Source organism: Streptomyces sp. QH1-20, from assembly GCF_041283565.1.
GTDB lineage: Bacteria > Actinomycetota > Actinomycetes > Streptomycetales > Streptomycetaceae > Streptomyces > Streptomyces syringius.
This window is the reverse complement of the sequence record NZ_CP166299.1, coordinates 1,860,270-1,880,357: the sequence shown is the minus strand read 5'-3', so window position 1 is coordinate 1,880,357 and position 20,088 is coordinate 1,860,270. Positions and strand designations below refer to the sequence as shown.

Genomic DNA, 20,088 nt, shown 5'->3' with positions numbered 1-20,088 from the left:
CACACATGATCCACGTACGACCCACGCGAACGCACCCCACCGCGGCCGCCCTCCGCAAGGACATCGCCCAGTGAGAACCGCCCTCGTCATCGGCACCGGACTGATCGGCACCTCCGCAGCGCTCGCTCTCGCGGGCCGCGGGGTCCAGGTGCACCTCATGGACCACGACCCCGCCCAGGCCCGGACGGCCGCCGCCCTCGGCGCCGGCACGGACGAGGCGCCCGAGGGGGCCGTCGACCTCGTCATCGTGGCCGTACCGCCCGCGTACGTCGCCAACACCCTCGCCGAGGCGATCCGGGGCGGCCTCGCCCGCGGCTACCTCGACGTCGCCAGCGTCAAGGGCGGCCCGCGCCGCGAGCTGGAGGCGCTCGGCTGCGACCTCACCGGCTACCTCGGCACGCATCCGATGGCCGGCCGGGAGCGCTCCGGCCCGCTGGCGGCCACCGCCGACCTCTTCGAGGGCCGCCCCTGGGTGCTCACCCCCACCCGGGACACCGACACCGAGGTCCTCAACCTCGCCCTCGAACTCGTCGCGCTGTGCCGCGCCGTCCCCGTCGTCATGGACGCCGACGCCCACGACCGGGCCGTCGCGCTCGTCTCGCACACCCCGCAGCTGCTCTCCAGCATGGTCGCGGCCCGGCTGCGGGACGCGGACGAGACGGCCGTGCGGCTGTGCGGGCAGGGCATCCGTGATGTGACCCGGATCGCGGCCTCCGACCCCCGGATGTGGATCGACATCCTCTCCGCCAACCCCGGCCCGGTCGCCGACGTCCTCGCGGCCGTCGCCGGTGACCTCGACGAGACGGTACGGGCCCTGCGCGCCCTGCAGTCCGCCGAGGAGGACAAGCGCGACGAGGGCGCGGCCGGCATCGAGGACGTCCTGCGGCGCGGCAACGCCGGCCGCTCCCGGGTCCCCGGCAAGCACGGCGCGGCCCCGGCCGCGTACGAGACGGTGACCGTGCTCATCGGCGACCAGCCGGGCGAGCTGGCCCGGATCTTCGCGGACGCGGGCCGGGAGGGCGTCAACATCGAGGACGTCCGGATCGAGCACGCCACCGGTCAGCAGGCGGGTCTGATCCAGCTGATGGTCGAGCCGAGCATGGCTCCGGGCCTCACGGCGGCGCTGCGCGAGCGGGGCTGGTCGATCCGGCAGTGAGGCGGGCGGTCCCCTGCCGGCGGGGGCCTGTCGCGGGAGCCGGAAACCATCGGCTGCGCGGGGCGGTCCGGGGAGCCAGTAACCTTGAGCGGAGGCTCTCTCGGGCCCGTACCGCAAAAATTTTCCCGCCCTGTGCTTGAGGAAGGTGTCTGACACCGTGGAAACCGCCGCCCGGACCGCACCGGCAGCAGTGATTGTCGGCATCGACGGCCCCTCCGGCACGGGCAAGTCCAGCACCTCCAAGGCCGTGGCCGCCAAGCTCGGGCTGCGCTACCTGGACACCGGCGCCCAGTACCGGGCGATCACCTGGTGGATGCTGAACAACGGCATCGACGTGAACGACGCCGAGGCCGTCGCCGACGCCGCCGGCAAGCCCGAGATCGTCTCCGGCACCGACCCCTCGGCGCCGACCATCACGGTCGACGGGGCCGACGCGGCCGCGCCCATCCGCACCCAGGCGGTCACCGCCGCGGTCAGCGCCGTCAGCGCGGTGCCCGAGGTGCGGACCCGGCTGACCGAGCTGCAGCGCGCGATCGCCGCCGAGGCGCCGCACGGCATCGTGGTCGAGGGCCGTGACGTCGGCACGACCGTGCTGCCGGACGCCGACCTCAAGATCTTCCTCACCGCCTCCGCCGAGGCCCGTGCCGCGCGTCGCAGCGGCGAGCTGAAGGGCAAGGAGGCCACCGATCTGGCCGCCACCCAGGCCGCCCTGATCAAGCGGGACGCCGCCGACTCCGGTCGCAAGACCTCGCCGCTGGCGAAGGCGGCCGACGCCGTCGAGGTGGACACCACCGAGCTGACGCTGGAGCAGGTCATCGAGTGCGTCGTCACGCTTGTCGAGGAGAAGCGGGCGGTCGCGTGACAGGTTCGGTGACGGGCTCCGAGTCCGGTGCCGCCGTCGGGCGGCGGATCGGTATCGGGCTCATGTACGGGCTGTGGAAGCCGCGTGTGCTGGGTGCCTGGCGGGTGCCCGCCGCGGGGCCCGTCGTGCTGGCCGTCAACCACTCCCACAACATCGACGGTCCGATGGTGATGGGCACCGCGCCCCGGCCGGTGCACTTCCTGATCAAGCGGGAGGCGTTCGTCGGCCCGCTGGACCCGTTCCTGCGGGGGATCGGTCAGCTGAAGGTGGACCGGACGACGGCCGACCGGGCCGCGGTCATCGACGCGCTGGGCGTGCTGGAGCGCGGCGGTGTGCTGGGGATCTTCCCCGAGGGCACCCGGGGCGAGGGCGACTTCGCGTCGCTGCGCGCCGGGCTCGCCTATTTCGCGGTGCGCTCCGGCGCACCGATCGTGCCGGTCGCGGTGCTGGGCAGCGCCGAGCGGCGCGGCCGGGCGATACCGGGCCTGCCGCCGCTGCGCAGCCGTATCGACGTGGTCTTCGGTGACCCCTTCGAGGCGGGCGACGGCAGCGGCAGGCGCACCCGGGCGGCGCTGGACGCGGCGACGACCCGCATCCAGGGGCGGCTCGCCGCACACCTGGCGGACGCCAAGCGGCTGACCGGCCGCAGCAACGACGAGACTTGAGTAGCGGGACCGCAGACGGGACCGCCGATGACGAAGAACGAGGAACGGACTTCATGAACGACCAGATCCACTCCGGCGACGAGCACGGTGAGCTTGGCGACGCCGAGTACGCGGAGTTCATGGAGCTCGCGGCGCAGGAAGGCTTCGACCCGGAGGACATCGAGGGCGAGCTCGCCGCCGCCGGGCACGGGCCACTGCCCCGGCTCGCCGTGGTCGGCCGCCCCAACGTCGGCAAGTCGACGCTGGTGAACCGCATCATCGGCCGCCGCGAGGCCGTCGTCCAGGACAAGCCCGGTGTCACCCGTGACCGGGTGACGTACGAGGCCGAATGGGCCGGCCGCCGCTTCAAGGTCGTCGACACCGGCGGCTGGGAGCAGGATGTGCTGGGCCTCGACGCCTCCGTCGCCGCCCAGGCCGAGTTCGCCATCGAGGCCGCCGACGCGGTGGTCTTCGTGGTGGACGCCACGGTCGGCGCGACCGACACCGACGAGGCCGTCGTCAAGCTGCTGCGCCGGGCCGGCAAGCCCGTCGTGCTCTGCGCCAACAAGGTCGACGGCCCGTCCGCCGAGGCCGACGCCGCGATGCTGTGGTCGCTGGGCCTCGGCGAGCCGCACCCGGTCTCCGCCCTGCACGGCCGTGGCACCGGCGACATGCTGGACGCCGTCCTCGAGGCGCTGCCCGAGGCCCCGGCCCAGACCTTCGGCGCCACGGTCGGCGGCCCGCGCCGCATCGCCCTGATCGGCCGCCCGAACGTCGGCAAGTCCTCGCTGCTGAACAAGGTGGCGGGCGAGGAGCGCGTCGTCGTCAACGAGCTGGCCGGCACCACCCGCGACCCGGTCGACGAGCTGATCGAGCTGGGCGGCGTGACCTGGAAGTTCGTGGACACCGCCGGCATCCGCCGCCGCGTCCACCTCCAGGAGGGCGCGGACTACTACGCCTCGCTGCGTACCGCGGCCGCCGTGGAGAAGGCCGAGGTCGCGGTCATCCTGATCGACGCGAGCGAGTCCATCAGTGTCCAGGACCAGCGGATCATCACGATGGCCGTCGACGCCGGCCGTGCGATGGTCGTGGCGTTCAACAAGTGGGACACGCTGGACGAGGAGCGCCGCTACTACCTGGAGCGCGAGATCGAGACCGAGCTCGCTCAGATTCAGTGGGCCCCGCGGGTCAACGTCTCGGCGATGACCGGCCGCCACATGGAGAAGCTCGTCCCGGCGATCGAGACCGCCCTGGCCGGGTGGGAGACGCGCATCCCGACCGGGCGGCTCAACGCCTTCCTCGGTGAGATCGTCGCCTCGCACCCGCACCCGATCCGTGGCGGCAAGCAGCCCCGCATCCTGTTCGGCACCCAGGCGGGCACCCGTCCGCCGCGGTTCGTGCTCTTCGCCTCCGGCTTCCTGGAGGCCGGCTACCGCCGCTTCATCGAGCGCCGTCTGCGCGAGGAGTTCGGCTTCGAGGGGACGCCGATCCACATCTCCGTGCGGGTGCGTGAGAAGCGCGGTCGTAACAAGTAACGCGGCCGGTCGGACCCGGCCGGGACCCGGGTGAAGCGGTTCCGGACGGGCGGGCGAGCGGCCGTGCGAAGTGACCGGGACGCGCGGCTTCGGCTAGAAGCCGCGCGTCCGGTTGTCGCGTGGAGCGGGCGGCAGCGCGGCGGGCACCGGCCCGCCGCGCTGCCGCCCGTAGTACGAGTCCCAGGAACCGGGGTAGCCGGACTGTCCCGAGTACGACGACTGCCCGGACTGGCCCGGGGAGTTCTGCCCGCCGTACGCCCGGTGCTGGGCGCCGAAGCCCTTGAAGCCCAGGTCCTCCTCGCCCGAGCGGTCGCCCGGGAGCGCCCGGAACGACCTGCGGTACTCGGAGTAGAGCGCGTCGTAGATCGGCGTGACCGAGACGGCGAGGGCGTCGGGGGCGGCGTCGCGGGGTGGCCGCATACCGGGAATGTGGTTGTACGAGGTCCTGGATGCGGGATCGTATGTGTACACATCAGTGCCAACGACCCCGTGGCCCGTCGGATGCGGGCCTGACTGCGAATGGCCCGCCGGTGCGTGGCGGGCGGGGTGCATTCCGCTGATCATGTGCCCGCGAGGGGCATCGCGGCCGCGACCAGCTGACCGCGCGCCGCGGCCCGGTCGAGCGCCTCGCGCAGCAGGTCCTCGCGCGGCTGCTGGCCGATCGTCCCGACCGGGGCCGCGAAGACCAGCACCCGCTGGGTCTTGTTGACGGCGGACCGCCACTCGGCGGCGACCTGCATCGCCTGGTGCGCCTGCCACCAGGCGGTGGGCGTGCCGCCGCCGGTGCCCGGCTGGAGGATCGCGTGCAGCTGGCCCATGGCCAGCAGCACCGACCAGCCCGGGGTGGGCGCCGGGACCTGGTCGACGGCGGCGACCGGTGCGAAGCCCTGCTCGATGAGCAGCGGCAGGAAGACGTCGACCGGCCCGTCCGTGCCCGGGCGGGCGATGGGGCCGAGCGGTTCGACGACGAGCGCCGGCTGCAGCTCGCCGCCGATCAGGAGCAGTCCGCTGGTCACCCCCAGCTCGGCCTGGAGGGGGCTGTCGGGGGTGATCGGCGCCGGGACGTTCTGCTCGCTCGCGGCCGTGATGGACCGCACCGCTCCCTGGAGCTGCTCCTCGGAGACGGGAACGACCTGCGAAGGGATGCAGGCGGCGTGCGCGAAGGCCAGCACGGCCGTCTCCTCGCCGACGAAGAGCACGGTGCTGGTGCGCTCCCGCTCGGTGTGGCCGGGGGTGCGGCAGGACGTGCAGTCGTAGCTGCCCGGGGCACTGTCACCGCCGAGCAGTCGGGCGGCTTCTTCGTCACCGATCTCGGCACGTACGTCGTCGCTGACGTCGAGCATGCGCGGCACGGGGGGCTCCTCGAACTGTGGGTCGTCACGCGCCGGGCGGTTCCCGGCTCGTAAGGAGACAACGGGCGATCCCGGGCGGGGGTCACGCCCGGGCCGGGCCCTGTGGCGGCTTTCGGGGAAGATCACCAAAAGTTCCCCGGATCCGCTACCGATTCCTCATCGGTTCGAGAACGAGTTGGTGATCAGGGCCAACCCCGAAGCCCTCACCACGGTCTAACCTCTCAGTAGGCGGGCTGCTTGGTAACGTCCGCGGCAAACGGCTGCATACGGGGACGAATGCACATCTCATTCCTGATTCACAACGCGTACGGAATCGGTGGCACGATCCGCACCACGTACAACCTCGCGAGCACGCTCGCCGAGCAGCACGACGTGGAGATCGTCTCCGTCTTCCGCCATCGCGAGGAGCCCGTCTTCGCCCCCGGCGCGAAGGTGCGGCTGCGCCACCTGGTGGATCTCCGCAAGGGCACTCCGGGCTACGAGGGCGACGACCCCGAGCAGGAGCGCCCCGCCTCCGTCTTCCCCGCCACCGAAGGCCGCTACAAGCAGTACAGCGCGCTCACCGACCGGCGGATCGCGGAGCACCTGGGGAGCCTCGACTGCGACGTCATAGTGGGGACCCGCCCCGGGCTCAACGTGCACATCGCCCAGCAGGCGCGGCGCGGTCCGGTCCGCGTCGGCCAGGAGCACCTGACGCTGAGCACCCACACCCCGCAGCTGAAGCTGACGCTGCGCACGCACTACCCCAGGCTCGACGCGGTCACCACCGTCACCGAGGCCGACGCCGCGACCTACCGCAAGCTGATGCGGCTGCCCGGTGTGCGCGTCGAGGCGGTGCCCAACAGCATCCCCGCCCCGGCCCTCGCCCCCGCGGACGGCAGCGCCAAGTGGGTGGTCGCCGCCGGCCGGCTCGCCCCCGCCAAGCGCTACGACGTGCTGATCCGCGCCTTCGAGAAGGTCGTCGCCGAGCGCCCCGACTGGCGGCTGCGGATCTACGGCGCCGGCGCGGAGCGCGCGAAGCTGCGCGCCCAGATCGACAAGCGCGGCCTGTACAACCACGTCTTCCTCATGGGCCCCGCCAACCCCCTGGACCCCGAGTGGGTCAAGGGCTCCATCGGAGCGGTGACCTCCAGCCTCGAATCGTTCGGCATGACCATCGTCGAGGCGATGCGCTGCGGCCTGCCCGTCGTCTCCACCGACTGCCCGCACGGGCCCGGCGAGATCATCAACGACGGGGTCGACGGTCTGCTGGTGCCCACCGGCAAGGTCGACAAGATCGCCGCCGGGCTGCTGAAGCTGATCAACGACGACGAACTGCGCCAGCGGATGGGCCGCGAGGCGCTCTCCAGCTCGGCCCGCTTCGACCCGGCCCATGTCGCCGGGCGCTACGAAGAGCTCTTCTCCGACCTGACCCGGCGCGGCGGCCTGCGCGGCTCGCTGCACCGCACCCGGGGCGCCCTGCTCAGCAGCGCGTTCCAGGCCAAGGACGCCAGTAGGTCCGCCCTGCGAAAGGTGCGTGCCTGATGACGCCTCCCGACCGGCCCGCCGGCGCGGCCCGTTCCGGGCAGACCCACCCGACCGACACTCCCGAGGAGCCCACCACCGTGTCTGCCCCTCCCCTGGCCTTCGGCATGGGCAACCCCACGGCCGACTGCATCGCGGACTCCGCGGGCGGACTGACCTTCGACCTCGACGCCCCCGAGCGCTCCGACACCTCGGACCACTGGTCCGCCGCGCTCGTCCTGCGCCGTCGGGCCGGCGGGGCCGAAGAGGCCGAAGAGATCCGTCTGCCGCTGACGCCCAACGGCGACGGCCGGCTGCGGGCGGTGCTGCCCAGCACCGTCGCGCTGCCCGAGGGCCGCTGGGACGTCCACGTCGCCCAGGGCGACGAGGACCCGGTGCGGCTCGTGCCCGGGCTGCTCGATCTGCGCTCGCTGGTCGACCGCAGACCCGGCCCCAGCACCTCGCCGCTCGCCGTCCGCATCCCCTACGCGACGAAGCACGGCAACCTCTCGCTGCGCAGCTGGCTGCGCGGCCCCCACGCCGAGGCCGGGGACATCGTCCTCGACGACGACGCCCTGACCGTCCACGGGGTCCTCTACCGGGTCGAGGACCCCGGGGCATGGCTCGCCGACGCGGTCGTGGAGGCCCGCTGCCGCCGCGACGCCGACCTGGTGGTCACCGCCCCGGTCACCGCCGACGACGCGGACTTCACCTTCACCCTGCCGTACGCGGAACTGTCCGCCGAGTGGCGGGGCGGCCTGGACGTCTGGGATCTGGCCCTGCGCCGCCCGGACGACACGGACCCGGTCCGGATCGCCCGTCTCCTGGACGACGTCGTCGACAAGCAGCAGATTTTCGCTTATCCGCCGCGCGCGATCGACACCCCCTACGCGGCTGCCCAGGCCGGGCCGTATTACACCGCCGACAACGACCTTTCGGTCCGGATCGACGAGCGGCCCCCGGCCACCCGGTAGGCCCTGCGGTGCGGCCGTCGAGGACAGCAGCTGTCCTCGACGGCTGGCAGACTCGGTCGCATGGTGGAGACCTCGGCACGACTGCTGCGCCTGCTGTCCCTCTTGCAGGCCCATCGCGAATGGTCCGGCCCGGACCTCGCCGAGCGGCTCGGCGTGACGGCCCGCACGGTGCGGCGGGACGTCGATCGGCTGCGCGGGCTGGGCTACCCGGTGCACTCCGCGCCCGGCACGGCCGGCGGCTACCAGCTGGGCCCCGGCGCCCAGCTGCCGCCGCTGCTGCTGGACGACGAGGAGGCCGTGGCTGTCGCGGTGGGGCTGCGGACGGCGGCGAGCGGTGGCGTCGAGGGCATCGAGGAGACGTCCGTGCGGGCGCTCGCCAAGCTGGAGCAGGTCCTCCCCGAGCGGCTGCGGCGCCGGGTGAGCGCCCTGAACGCCTTCACCGTGCCGATGCCCGCCGGCCCCGGCCGGCCCACCGTCGACGCGGAGGTCCTCACCGAACTCGCCCACGCCTGCCGGGACAGCCGCCGGCTGCGCTTCGACTACCGCGGCCACGAGGGCGAAGCCACCCGGCGGACCGTGGAGCCGCACCGGCTGGTGTGGGCCCAGCGCCGCTGGTACCTCGTCGCGTGGGATGTCGACCGCGCGGACTGGCGGACCTTCCGCGCCGACCGCATCACCCCCACACCGCCGCACGGACCGCGCTGCGCTCCCCGGCAGCCGCCCGCCGAGGACCTGGCCGCGTATGTCTCCCGGGGCGTCTCCACCGATGTCTACGCCGAACAGGCCACCGTGCTGCTGCGGGTGCCCCTGGAGGAGGCGGCGCAGCGCGTCTCGCCCACGGCCGGGGTGCTGGAGGCGGTCGACGAGCACAGCTGTCTGCTGCGCACGGGTGCGCACACCCTCGATGTGATGGTCATTCACATCGTGCTCATGGGGTTCGACTTCGAGGTCCGTGAACCGGAGGCGCTGAACGACCGGATACGGGAGGTCAGGGACCGGCTCGGTCGGGCTCTACCGGAGGTGAGGGCTCCTCGAGCCGAGCCACCTCCGGGTGGTGCAGATCGAAGGCCGGCGACTCGGAGCGGATCCGGGGCAGCGTGAGGAAGTTGTGCCGGGGCGGCGGGCAGGACGTCGCCCACTCCAGCGAACGCCCGAAGCCCCAGGGGTCCTCGACCTCGACCTGCGGGGCGTACTTGGCCGTCTTCCAGATGTTGTAGAAGAACGGCAGCGTGGAGAGCCCCAGCAGGAACGCGCCGATCGAGGACACCGTGTTCAGCGCCGTGAAGCCGTCGGCCGCGAGGTAGTCCGCGTAGCGCCGGGGCATGCCCTCGGCGCCCAGCCAGTGCTGGACCAGGAACGTGAGGTGGAAGCCGACGAAGAGGGTCCAGAAGTGGATCTTCGCCAGCCGCTCCTCCAGCATCTTCCCCGTGAACTTCGGCCACCAGAAGTAGAAGCCCGCGAACATCGCGAAGACGACCGTCCCGAACACCACGTAGTGGAAGTGGGCGACCACGAAGTACGAGTCCGTGACGTGGAAGTCCAGCGGCGGCGAGGCCAGGATCACCCCGGTGAGCCCGCCGAAGAGGAAGCTCACCAGGAAGCCGGTCGCCCACAGCATCGGCGCCTCGAAGGACAGCGACCCCTGCCACATCGTGCCGATCCAGTTGAAGAACTTCACCCCGGTCGGCACGGCGATGAGGAAGGACATGAAGGAGAAGAAGGGCAGCAGCACCGCGCCCGTCGCGAACATGTGGTGGGCCCAGACCACCATCGACAGGGCGGTGATCGCCATGGTCGCGCCGATCAGCATCACATAGCCGAAGATCGGCTTGCGGGAGAAGACCGGGATGATCTCCGTGATGATGCCGAAGAACGGCAGCGCGATGATGTAGACCTCCGGGTGGCCGAAGAACCAGAAGAGGTGCTGCCACAGCAGCGATCCGCCGTTCTGCGCCTCGAAGATCATCGACCCGAACCGCCGGTCCGCCTCCAGGCAGAGCAGCGCCGCGGCGAGCACCGGGAAGGCCATGATGATGAGGATCGAGGTGAACAGCACGTTCCAGGTGAAGACCGGCATCCGGAACATCGTCATCCCCGGGGCGCGCATCCCGATGATGGTGGTGATGAAGTTCACCGCGCCGAGGATCGTGCCGAAACCGGAGAGCGCCAGCCCCATGATCCACATGTCCGTGCCGATGCCCGGCGAGCGGACCATGCTGTTCAGCGGCGCGTAGGCGGTCCAGCCGAAGGTCGCGCCGCCCTGCGGCATCACCAGGGCGGCCACCACGATCAGGCCGCCGAAGAGATACAGCCAGTACGCGAACATATTGAGCCGCGGGAACGCCACGTCCGGGGAGCCGATCTGCAGCGGCATGATCGCGTTGGCGAAGCCCGCGAAGGCCGGGGTCGCGAACAGCAGCAGCATGATCGTGCCGTGCGCCGTGAACGCCTCGTTGAACTGCTCGTTGTTGATCAGCTGCATGCCGGGGCGGGCCAGTTCGGCGCGCATGAGCATGGCCAGCAGCCCGCCCAGGACGAAGAAGGCGAACGAGGTGATCAGATAGAGGGACCCGATCTTCTTGTGGTCCGTGGTCGTCAGCCAGTCGACCACGATCCGCCCGCGGCGTCGCTCCCGGATCTGCCCGGCGGACGCCTGTGCGGTGTCGGTCCCCATCCGCGTACCCCTTCGCTTCAGCTCACACGGGCTTTCGGGCACCCGTCATGATGCTCGTCGCGGGGGCGGGGCGCGAGGGTGCCTCACCCGTCCGGCGTGTCGGTCGGCCACCGGTCCAGCCCAAGAGGGGCAGGGCCGACGCCCCGTCAAACACCTGCCCGGGACTCATGCGTCCGACAGGCGGAATTGTTCCTTCCATCGGCTTGGGTCCGCACTTCCGAAGGCCGGGAACCACCCCGGGGTAATGACGCCCACATGCCTTTCCGGTAAAAATTCCACCCTCTTGGGGGGAGTTTTCGGAGGTGTTCGGAAAAGGCCTGGTGAATTCACCCCGGAAGTCACCGGAAGGCTTGAGGCGGGAGATGAGAAGGCCCGTACGAGTGACCCGCGTTACGGCAAACCGGCGCGAGTTTTCTGTAACACAAGTGTGACCAGTGGCGGACGTGGGGCGGATGAGGTCATGGCACGACCCGCCTTCCACCGCCCCCGCCGGGCCGCCTACGGTGGCTGGCATGGCACCTCTACCGAACTTTCCGACGGACCCCGACGACGCCCCCGAGGCGTATGTGGGACTCGATGCCGGGTCGGCCGCCGACCGGGCGCGGGCCCGCGGCTGGGCCACGGTCCGGGCGCTGCCGCCCGGCGCGATCATCACCATGGAGTACCAGGTGGGCCGGCTCAACTTCGAGGTCGAGGACGACACCGTACGACGCTGCTGGAAGGGCTGACCGGGCCCGGCGCACCCATGGGGGGACCGCGGACGGACCGGCCCCGGAAGCTCGGTGGAACTTCCGGGGCCGGTCCGTGGGCCGTGCTCTGTCCGGCGCGGGGGAGTGGTGCGTACCGCCCCCGCGCCGCTGTGTCTTCGGTCAGCCGCCGACGGTGCGGCCGCGACCGGTGGCCGGGAGCACCGGCGAGGTGCGCGGCGCCCGGTCGGAGTGCGGCGGGCGGCGGCTGCCGGTCGGGGTGACCGGCGTCCGCTCGGAGCGCGCCGTGTGCGGCCGGGGGGGCAGATGGGGTCTGCCGTCGGGGACCCGCCCACCGGTGCGGCTGCCGGCGCCCACCGGTTCGCGGGCGGGCAGTTCGTCGTCGACCGGGGTGCGCGGGCCGCCCAGGGCGATCGGTGCGACCGGGGCCGGTACGAGCGCGGTGCGCTCGCGCAGCCGGTGCCAGATGCCCAGCAGCCACGCCTCGGCGACCGCCATCGGCGCCTCGAACCACGGCAGGGAGAGCAGCACCAGCAGTCCGGCGCTCCAGCCGAGCGTCACATCGCTGATCCAGTGGGTGCCGAGGTACACGGTCGTCATGCCGACCCCGAGCGCGAGGAGCGCGGCACTGACGGAGGCGACCCGGCGGCTCCGCGGCGTGGTGGCCAGATAGGCGAGGACGCCCCAGGTCACCACCGCGTTCGCGGTGTGGCCGGAGGGGAATATGTCGCCGCCGGCGAACATCTCGTTCGAGCCGATCGAGGTGGCGTAGTGCGGACCGAGCCGGCCCATGCCGATCTTCGCGGCGCCCACGGTGGCGTTGAGCAGCAGCAGCGAGGTGCCCAGCACCAGCAGCGGGCGCAGGGTCTTCTGCTTGTAGGTGCACCAGCCCAGCCAGGCGGCCACCGCGACCGCGGTCGGGCCGCGCTGGCCCAGGACCACGAAGTAGTCGAGGAAGGTGTGGATCTCCGGCCACTGCTTGTACGGCCGGAAGAGCATGACCTGCCAGTCGAAACGCACGGGCCAGGACGTGGTGAGCACGCCGACCACGATCGCCACATAGACCGTGAGGGTCGCCACGAAGATCCCCAGACGGGTCCGGGTCATCCGTGGTCGCACGGGTTCGGTGGGGCGCTCCTCCACGTGGGCGAGCTCGTCGTTGGTACGCACTCAATGGACGTTACATTGCGTGACGGGAGGCTTCGGCCGATCAGGCCTCATTGTGATGGCGATGTGATGTGGAATGCGTCTCAAGCCGGGCCGTCACCACTTCGAGCAGGCGGAATAAGAAACGCCTAAAGAATCCGGCGCAGGGTGCCGGACAAGGTCCGCGATGCGTTAATTCTCTTTTGTGTGACACCGTTTATCAGTACGTGGCCGGGGCGTTCCGCGCCGTTTCCCCGACCGGCCGCTCCGGCCCCGAAATTGACGATCATGGCGGGCCGGAGCCGTGCAGCCAGAACGCTCCGTAGAGCGCGGACACCAGCGCCACCGCCGCGAGCGTCCCCGCCGCCCGCGCCGTCCGCAGCCGTGCGAGCGCCACCGCCAGGGGCAGCAGCAGCGGGAAGGCGGGCAGCATCAGGCGCGGCTTGGAACCGAAGTACCCCTTGGCGGTCAGGGCGAGGAGCAGGACCACCCCGGCGTAGACGAGGAGCGGCAGCGGCTGGCGCTGCCGCACCCCCGCCAGGTACAGCCAGATCACCAGGGCGACGCCGATCAGCAGGCCGACGCCGGCGGGCCAGGCGGGGCCCGACAGACGCCCGGCTATGAAGGAACCGAAGGCCAGCCCCCCGTCGAAGCCGTTGCCCCAGCCGCCCTGCACGTCCAGATAGCCGGTCACGCCGCCGGTCCGCACACCGACCCAGGCGAAGTACGCGAGCCAGCCGAGCGGAGCGAGCACCACCCCGAGCGCGATGCGGGCCAGCGGCTCCCGCCCGCCACTGCGGCGCGCCCGCAGCAGCGTCACCGCCGCCGTGATCCACACGGCCGCCACGACCGCCGCCCCCACCGGCCGGGTCAGCCCGGCCAGTGCCGCGAGCGAACCCGCCCACACCCACCGGCCGGTCAGCACGCAGTACACGCTCCACGCGGCCAGCGCCGTGAAGAGCGACTCGGAGTAGGCCATCGACTGCACGATGCCGACCGGCAGCGCCGCCCACAGCGCCGCGAGCGCGACGCCGGTGCGCCGCCCGCCGACCCGGTCGCCGACCGCGAAGACCGCCCAGGCGGCGAAGAGCGAGGCGACGGCACTGATCACGAGCCCCGCGTCGGCGGCCGAGAGCGACAGGACGGCGGACAGCGCCCGCTCCAGCCACGGCAGCAGCGGGAAGAACGCCAGATCGGAATGGACCTTGCCGCCACTGAGATGCAGCGTGTACCCGTAGCCCTCCTCGGCGATCCGGGAGTACCAGAGCGAGTCCCAGCGGGCCGAGAGCAGCTGATGCGGATCCTTGCCGTCGACCCACCCCCACACCGCGAGCACCACGATCCCCAGCACCCGGATCCCCGCGTACACCAGCAGCGCGGGAGCGGCGTGCCGCAGCGCCGCGCGGGCGCCGGGCGGACGGCCGGTACCGGCGGCCGCGGGGGCGCCCGAGCCGGTGGGGGAAAGGAGATCGGTCACCGACCGATTGTCCAGCATGCACACCCGTGCCCCGGGCGGTCCGTCGTTCGACGTGAGCGAGGCCACGTATGACGGTCCGGGACTCGCGTACGCTGTCGACTCACTCGCCCAGGTCACCCGCGGGTCCACAGTCCCCCAAGGCCCGCGGTCGGCGGCGAGCGCGCATGACACGGAGGTGTATGAATGTCCGGGACGACCACGGCCGGCCCCTCACGGGCGGCGGGCGTTCCCCGGCAGCGGTCCCGGTACGGACAGCGGCAGCGGCCGCGCCGCGGGCACGGACCGGGAGCCGGGGCGAACCGCTGGACCGTCCTCGTCGTCCTGTGCGTCAGCCTGCTGCTGGTCGCCGTCGACGCGACCGTGCTGCACGTCGCCGTACCGGCCGTCACCGAGGACCTGCGGCCCGGCGCGATCCAGCTGCTGTGGATCGTCGACGTCTACCCCCTCGTCTGCGCCTCGCTCCTCATCCTCTTCGGCACCCTCGGCGACCGGGTGGGCCGCCGCCGGGTGCTCCTCCTCGGCTACGGGCTCTTCGGCGTCGCCTCCGCGCTCGCCGCGGTCGCCACCACGCCCGAGGTGCTCATCGCGGCCCGCGCGCTGCTCGGCGTCGGCGGCGCGATGATCATGCCCGCCACGCTCTCGATCCTCCGGCAGGTCTTCCCCGACCGGCGGGAGCGGGCGCTGGCGATCGGCATCTGGAGCGCCGTGGCCGCCGTGGGCGCGGCCGCCGGCCCGCTGCTCGGCGGATTCCTCCTCGAACACTTCTGGTGGGGTTCGGTCTTCCTCATCAACATCCCGCTGATGGTGGTCAGCCTCCCGATCGGACGCTGGCTGCTGCCCGAGTCGACCGGCGACCGGGACGGGCCGTGGGACGTCCTCGGCGCGCTGATGGCCGCCTTCGGACTCTTCGGCATGGTCCTCGGCGTGAAGCGGGCGGGCGGCGGCGAGCTGCTGAGCCTCGCCACCGTCGTGCCGACGGCCCTGGGCATCGCCCTGCTGATCCTCTTCGCCCGCCGGCAGCGGCGCCGCAAGCACCCCCTCGTCGACCTCACCCTGTTCGCCCGGCCGGCCTTCGGCACCTCGGTGGGCTGCATCGTGCTGGCCATGCTGGCGCTGGTCGGCCTCGAACTGATAGCCGCCCAGTACCTCCAGCTCGTCCTCGGCCTCACCCCGCTCGAAACCGGTCTGCGGCTGCTGCCGCTCACCCTCGCCGCGATGGCCTCGGGCCTCGCGGGCTCGCGCATGCTGCACCGCTTCGGCCCGCGCGCGATGGTGAGCCTCGGCTTCGTGCTGACCGCCGCGGCGGTCCTCTCCCTGACGCTGATGGGCCAGCACGACCGGCCCGCCGTCCTCGTCGCGGGCTTCGTGCTCCTCGGCTTCGGCCTGGAGACCACGCTCTTCGGGGCGTACGAGTCCATGCTCAGCGAGGCCGCCGCCGAGTCCGCGGGCGGCGCCGCCGCGATCGGCGAGACCTCCTACCAGCTCGGCGCGGGCATCGGCATCGCCCTCCTGGGCACCGTCATGAACGCCGCCTACGGCCCCGGCGTCACCTCGGCCCCCGGTGTACCGAGCGCGGCCGCCGCGGACGCGAGCCACTCCCTCGGCGAGGCCTACGAGGTCGCGCACCGCCTCGGCGGCCCGGCCGGCGAGGCCCTGCGCACCGCCGCGCGCGACTCCTTCGTCCACGGCCTGCACGTCACCCTCGTCGTCAGCGCCGGGCTGCTGCTCCTCGGCGCGCTCGCGGCCCTGCGCCTGCCGCGCGTCATGGAGTGCGGCGCGCCGTCCGCCGAGGACGCGCCGTGCGGCGCGGACGACGCCGAGGCGGCACCTCGCGACCGCGCCCCGGTGGGCGGGGCCACGGCGGGCTGACCCCGGCCGGGCCGCGGCGGGTCCGCGCCCGGGCACCGGCATGCCGCAGCCCGGCCCACGAGGGTCTGGACGGCGGGGGTTACCCGGTCGTAGCGTCGGGGCGACTGGGATGATCACACCGCGGGCGGAGGGCGCGTCCGTACCGAGCCGGAGGCCGAGCATGTCCGTACGCACGCTGCCGTCGTTCGACCCGCGCGACCCGCTGGGCCTCGACGATCTGCTGACCGACGAGGACCTGGCCGTCCGCGACACCGTCCGCCGGTGGGCCGCCGACCGGGTGCTGCCCCACATCGCCGAGTGGTACGAGCGCGGCGAACTGCCCGGCATCCGTGAACTCGCCCGTGAGCTGGGGTCCGTCGGCGCCCTCGGCATGCAGCTCACCGGCTACGGCTGCGCGGGCGCCAGCGCCGTCCAGTACGGCCTCGCCTGTCTGGAGCTGGAGGCCGCGGACTCCGGTATCCGCTCGCTCGTCTCCGTCCAGGGCTCCCTCGCGATGTACGCCATCCACCGCTTCGGCTCCGAGGAGCAGAAGCGGCAGTGGCTGCCCGGCATGGCCGCCGGCGAGATCATCGGCTGCTTCGGGCTCACCGAACCCGACCACGGCTCGGACCCCGCGGGCATGCGCACCCACGCCAAGCGCGACGGCGGCGACTGGGTGCTGACCGGCCGCAAGATGTGGATCACCAACGGTTCGGTGGCCGGGGTCGCCGTCGTCTGGGCCCAGACCGACGACGGCATCCGCGGCTTCGTCGTCCCCACCGACCGTCCCGGTTTCTCCGCCCCCGAGATCCGGCACAAGTGGTCGCTGCGCGCCTCGGTCACCAGCGAGCTCGTCCTCGACGAGGTACGGCTGCCCGCCGACGCGGTACTGCCGGAGGTCACCGGGCTGCGCGGGCCGCTCAGCTGCCTCAGCCACGCCCGCTACGGGATCGTCTGGGGCTCGATGGGCGCCGCACGCGCGAGCTTCGAGTCGGCGCTCGACTACGCGAGGACGCGGGAGCAGTTCGGCAAGCCGATCGGCGGCTTCCAGCTCACCCAGGCCAAGCTCGCCGACATGGCGGTGGAGCTGCACAAGGGCATCCTGCTCGCCCACCACCTGGGGCGGCGGATGGACGCGGGGAAACTGCGGCCGGAGCAGGTCAGCTTCGGCAAGCTCAACAACGTGCGGGAGGCGATCGAGATCTGCCGTACGGCCCGTACGATCCTCGGCGCGAACGGGATCTCGCTGGAGTACCCCGTGATGCGGCACGCCACCAACCTGGAATCGGTGCTCACCTACGAAGGCACCGTCGAGATGCACCAGCTCGTGCTGGGCAAGGCGCTCACCGGGCTCGACGCGTTCCGGTGAGCCACCCCCCTGTCGGTTTAGACCCCCATGCTCACTCGGCTCCGAAAACCCCCGGACCCCGGTCGGAACCACTGGTTCTGATTGCTGTGTCTCCCGGGGAGCGACCCCCGGACCCCCGGCCGGAAACCACTGGTTCTGATTGCTGTGTCTCCCGGGGAGCGACCCCCGGACCCCCAGCCGGAAACCACTAGTTCTGATTGAAGAAGCCGCCGTTCGCGCGGCCGGAGTGCTCGCCGCTGACCACCTTGTAGTCGGCGGGGGTGAGCAGGAAGACGCGGTTGGCCACGCGCTCGATCGTGCCGCGCAGGCCGAAGGTCAGGCCGGCCGCGAAGTCCACGACGCGCTTGGCGTCGTTCGGTTCCATGCTGGTGAGGTTCACGATCACCGGGACACCCTCCCGGAACAGCTCTCCGATGCCGCGGGCGTCCCGGAAGCCGTCCGGGGTGACCGTGGCGATGCGGGTGCCCTGCTCCTGCGCGGCCTCGTCGGTCACCAGCACCTTCGGGTTGGTCACCCAGGAGTCGCCGGGCACCGGTCCCTCGGCGTCGGCGTAGTCGTCGTCGTAGTAGCGCTCGTCATCGCTGTCGTCGACGAGGCCAAGCCAGGCACTCGCCTTGCGCACCGATCCCATGGACGCCTCCTCTCACACGCGGTGTGTTCCGCCCGCTCCTCTATGGTCGTCCATGATGCGGATGATGTGCCAAGTGGATAGCCGCCACACGTGGATTTCGTGACGCATCTGGTGCAAAGCGGTTGGCGATGCGTCAGAAACCCCGAGATGTCCGCCACAGGCGCTGGACCTGGGCATATGCGACGGCGATCGGGGTGTGGGCCCCGGCTCGGCGCGTTCCTCCGGTCAATAGGATGCCCGGGTTGATCGGCACCACACACGGGGGCGGGATTTGTTCGGGATTATCAGGCCTTGCAGGCACCGGCTGTCCGAAGGGATGCGGGCGGAGTGGATGGCCCATCTCTGCGGACTATGTCTCACCCTGAGGGGGGACCACGGTCAGTTCGCGCGAATAGCCACGAATTATGACGGGCTGATCATATCCGTCCTTGTCGAGGCGCAGTCGCCCCGTTCCGAGGGGGCGAACTCCTGGCGGCGTACGGCCGGGCCGTGTCCGCTGCGCGGCATGCGCACCGCGTCCGTGGCGAAGGGCGAGGGCGCGCGGCTGGCGGCCTCCGTCTCGCTCGTGCTGGCCTCGGCGAAGATGCGCGACCATGTCGCCGACGGTGACGGAATGTTGGCGCGGCGGCCCGTGGCGGCCGCGGCCCGCAAGGTCGCCGCCAAGTGGGACCGGGCGGGCGCACGCACCGGCTCGGACCTGGGGTTCGACACCTCCGTGCTGGTCGAGGCGGTCGAGCGGCAGTCGGGGATCGAGGCGCTGGCCGGTCTCGGCACACCGCTGCTGGAGGTCACCGAGCCGACCGAGACGGCCACCGCCGCCGCCTTCGGATACACCGCGGTGCTGGCCGGACGGCCGGAGAACCGGGCGCCGTTGGAGGAGGCGGGCCGGCTCTTCGGCCGGCTCGCGCATCTGCTGGACGCCGTCGAGGACTTGGCCGAGGACGCCGAGGCCGGCGCGTGGAACCCGATCGCCGCGACGGGGACGGACCTCGCCGAGGCGCGGCGGCTGTGTGACGACGCCGCCCACGGGGTGCGGCTGGCGCTGCGCGAGGTCGAGTTCGGCAGCAAGGGGCAGGGCAAACTCGCGCACCTCCTGCTGGTGCACGAGCTGGAGCGCGCGGTCGACCGGGCGTTCGGCACCTCCGGCTGCGGACACCAGGCCCATCAAGGGGCCGACGGGCAACAGGCGCACCAGGAGCACCAAGGCGCCTTCGGGCCGCCGCCGGTGATGCCGCCCGGCGCGCCGCCGGAGCCGCCGAGGCAGGGCAGGCGCCGCGGGCTGCTGGCCGGCTGCGCGGTGTGGTCCGCGCTCTTCTGTTCGTGCCAGATCTGTTGCAGCGGTGAGTACAACGACCCCTGGGACGGCGAGAAGCGTGAGGGCTGGTGCCACAAGTGCGACTGCTGCGATAACTGCGGTGACTGCGGCAACTGCTGTGATTGCTGTGACTGTTGCGGTAAGTGCTGCGAGGGATGCGACTGCGGCTGTGACTGCTGACGCCACATAGGCAGGTGTGCCGGGCCGGAGACGTGTCGCCTCCGGCCCGGCTGACCGAACTGGGGAAGCAGGATGGTGCGAGGGGAGGGGTGCGGCCGACGGTCGCGGATGTGAAGACGCGCTGATACGGCGTGATGACGGGCGGGGTGCCTCGGCTGCCCCGTCAACGCCGGTGGTCGCGCCATGACATGGCGGGCCGGCGTCGGGCAGCGACAGGCGGGGTCAGCCCGTACAGGACGCCGACCACACCCGACCGAAGTCGATGTGGCCCCGCGTGACCAGCCGTTGCCCTGAGTTCATGGGGTAAGTGGAACAGTCATCTGTTTCCGCGTCAATCCCTTACCTGCCGTCCCGTGAGACGCGGTGCTCACAGTTCGGACAGGCTTGACAGGGGGCCGTGGCCTCGCCATAGCCTCAACCCTTGGCCTGTGCTGAGGGGCGCGGCCAAAGCTGAAGGCGCCACCGTCCCGTGTTCGCTCTCTGCATCCACGGAGCCTGCGCATGCCCGCGTGCTTCTCGTACCCGGCCCCTCTCCCCGGCGACTTGTCGGCCGCGCCCGTCCCCTTCGTCGTCGAGGCCCGGCGGTCCGCGCCCGAGGTGCCGGCCTTCCGGCAGTACGACGGCCCCGCCGCCCTGAGCTTCCCGCGCCGGCTCTCCTGTCGCGGCCCGCTCGGCGCCGACGCCTGAACTCCGCGCGACCGCACCCACCCCACAC

General features: G+C 72.1%; 18 protein-coding genes. 12 read left to right on the top strand and 6 right to left on the bottom strand.

The features are described 5' to 3' along the window. Positions 1-70 precede the first annotated feature (70 nt). From AB8O64_RS08355 to der, 4 genes are all read left to right on the top strand, one after another. Positions 71-1,156, top strand: a complete 1,086-nt coding sequence (locus tag AB8O64_RS08355; RefSeq protein WP_130877037.1) for a prephenate dehydrogenase — start codon at positions 71-73, stop codon at positions 1,154-1,156. A 157-nt stretch (positions 1,157-1,313) separates the two neighbouring features. Next, entirely contained in the window at positions 1,314-2,018 is a 705-nt protein-coding gene (cmk, locus tag AB8O64_RS08350; protein WP_370418592.1) for a (d)CMP kinase, read from the top strand. Between the two features lie 62 nt (positions 2,019-2,080). Beyond that, positions 2,081-2,683, top strand: a complete 603-nt coding sequence (locus AB8O64_RS08345; protein WP_356454759.1) for a lysophospholipid acyltransferase family protein — start codon at positions 2,081-2,083, stop codon at positions 2,681-2,683. 53 nt (positions 2,684-2,736) lie between these two features. Next, complete coding sequence (gene der, locus AB8O64_RS08340; RefSeq protein ID WP_130877035.1) at positions 2,737-4,197, top strand: ribosome biogenesis GTPase Der; 1,461 nt, start codon at positions 2,737-2,739, stop codon at positions 4,195-4,197. Positions 4,198-4,290: 93 nt separating this feature from the next. Here the strand turns inward: der and AB8O64_RS08335 are convergent, their stop codons facing one another. Together AB8O64_RS08335 and AB8O64_RS08330 are read right to left on the bottom strand one after the other, a co-directional pair. After that, positions 4,291-4,617, bottom strand: a complete 327-nt coding sequence (locus AB8O64_RS08335) for a hypothetical protein (protein ID WP_370418591.1) — start codon at positions 4,615-4,617, stop codon at positions 4,291-4,293. 140 nt (positions 4,618-4,757) lie between these two features. Further along, the gene (locus AB8O64_RS08330) at positions 4,758-5,549 is read right to left on the bottom strand and encodes a hypothetical protein (RefSeq protein WP_370418590.1); all 792 of its coding nucleotides are present in this window, start codon (positions 5,547-5,549) and stop codon (positions 4,758-4,760) included. Positions 5,550-5,825: 276 nt separating this feature from the next. On the opposite strand from AB8O64_RS08330, the gene AB8O64_RS08325 reads away from it, so the two are divergent. From AB8O64_RS08325 to AB8O64_RS08315, 3 genes are read left to right on the top strand one after another with little or no spacing between them, the layout of a single operon-like run. Next, positions 5,826-7,073, top strand: a complete 1,248-nt coding sequence (locus tag AB8O64_RS08325) for a glycosyltransferase family 4 protein (RefSeq protein WP_370418589.1) — start codon at positions 5,826-5,828, stop codon at positions 7,071-7,073. Continuing rightward, positions 7,073-8,026: a hypothetical protein gene (locus AB8O64_RS08320; RefSeq protein WP_370418588.1), complete on the top strand. Its 954-nt coding sequence runs from the start codon at positions 7,073-7,075 to the stop codon at positions 8,024-8,026. The genes AB8O64_RS08325 and AB8O64_RS08320 overlap by 1 nt, the downstream gene beginning before the upstream one ends. A 60-nt stretch (positions 8,027-8,086) precedes the next feature. After that, complete coding sequence (locus AB8O64_RS08315) at positions 8,087-9,127, top strand: helix-turn-helix transcriptional regulator (RefSeq protein WP_370418587.1); 1,041 nt, start codon at positions 8,087-8,089, stop codon at positions 9,125-9,127. Here AB8O64_RS08315 and ctaD read toward each other — a convergent pair. Continuing rightward, a complete protein-coding gene (ctaD, locus tag AB8O64_RS08310) occupies positions 9,015-10,700 on the bottom strand; it encodes a cytochrome c oxidase subunit I (protein ID WP_370418586.1) in 1,686 nt (561 codons plus the stop codon). The genes AB8O64_RS08315 and ctaD overlap by 113 nt on opposite strands. A gap of 512 nt (positions 10,701-11,212) precedes the next feature. On the opposite strand from ctaD, the gene AB8O64_RS08305 reads away from it, so the two are divergent. After that, entirely contained in the window at positions 11,213-11,428 is a 216-nt protein-coding gene (locus AB8O64_RS08305) for an I78 family peptidase inhibitor (protein WP_370418585.1), read from the top strand. Between the two features lie 141 nt (positions 11,429-11,569). Here AB8O64_RS08305 and AB8O64_RS08300 read toward each other — a convergent pair whose 3' ends face one another. After that, positions 11,570-12,577, bottom strand: coding sequence for a phosphatase PAP2 family protein (locus AB8O64_RS08300; protein WP_370418584.1), 1,008 nt, complete (start codon positions 12,575-12,577; stop codon positions 11,570-11,572). Between the two features lie 262 nt (positions 12,578-12,839). Beyond that, on the bottom strand, positions 12,840-14,030 hold the full coding sequence (locus AB8O64_RS08295; RefSeq protein ID WP_370418583.1) for a mannosyltransferase family protein: 1,191 nt from the start codon (positions 14,028-14,030) through the stop codon (positions 12,840-12,842). Positions 14,031-14,213: 183 nt separating this feature from the next. On the opposite strand from AB8O64_RS08295, the gene AB8O64_RS08290 reads away from it, so the two are divergent. Both AB8O64_RS08290 and AB8O64_RS08285 read left to right on the top strand, forming a co-directional pair. Then, a complete protein-coding gene (locus tag AB8O64_RS08290) occupies positions 14,214-15,899 on the top strand; it encodes an MFS transporter (RefSeq protein ID WP_370418582.1) in 1,686 nt (561 codons plus the stop codon). A gap of 160 nt (positions 15,900-16,059) precedes the next feature. Further along, positions 16,060-17,247, top strand: a complete 1,188-nt coding sequence (locus AB8O64_RS08285) for an acyl-CoA dehydrogenase family protein (protein WP_370418581.1) — start codon at positions 16,060-16,062, stop codon at positions 17,245-17,247. A gap of 187 nt (positions 17,248-17,434) precedes the next feature. On the opposite strand, the gene AB8O64_RS08280 is transcribed toward AB8O64_RS08285, so the two are convergent. Then, entirely contained in the window at positions 17,435-17,878 is a 444-nt protein-coding gene (locus AB8O64_RS08280; RefSeq protein WP_130877026.1) for a cell division protein SepF, read from the bottom strand. Between the two features lie 271 nt (positions 17,879-18,149). On the opposite strand from AB8O64_RS08280, the gene AB8O64_RS08275 reads away from it, so the two are divergent. Both AB8O64_RS08275 and AB8O64_RS08270 read left to right on the top strand, forming a co-directional pair. Next, positions 18,150-19,373 carry a DUF5685 family protein gene (locus tag AB8O64_RS08275; RefSeq protein WP_370418580.1) on the top strand — a complete coding sequence of 408 codons (1,224 nt, stop codon included), beginning with the start codon at positions 18,150-18,152 and terminating at the stop codon, positions 19,371-19,373. Positions 19,374-19,874: 501 nt separating this feature from the next. After that, positions 19,875-20,060: a hypothetical protein gene (locus tag AB8O64_RS08270; protein ID WP_370418579.1), complete on the top strand. Its 186-nt coding sequence runs from the start codon at positions 19,875-19,877 to the stop codon at positions 20,058-20,060. Positions 20,061-20,088: the final 28 nt, after the last annotated feature.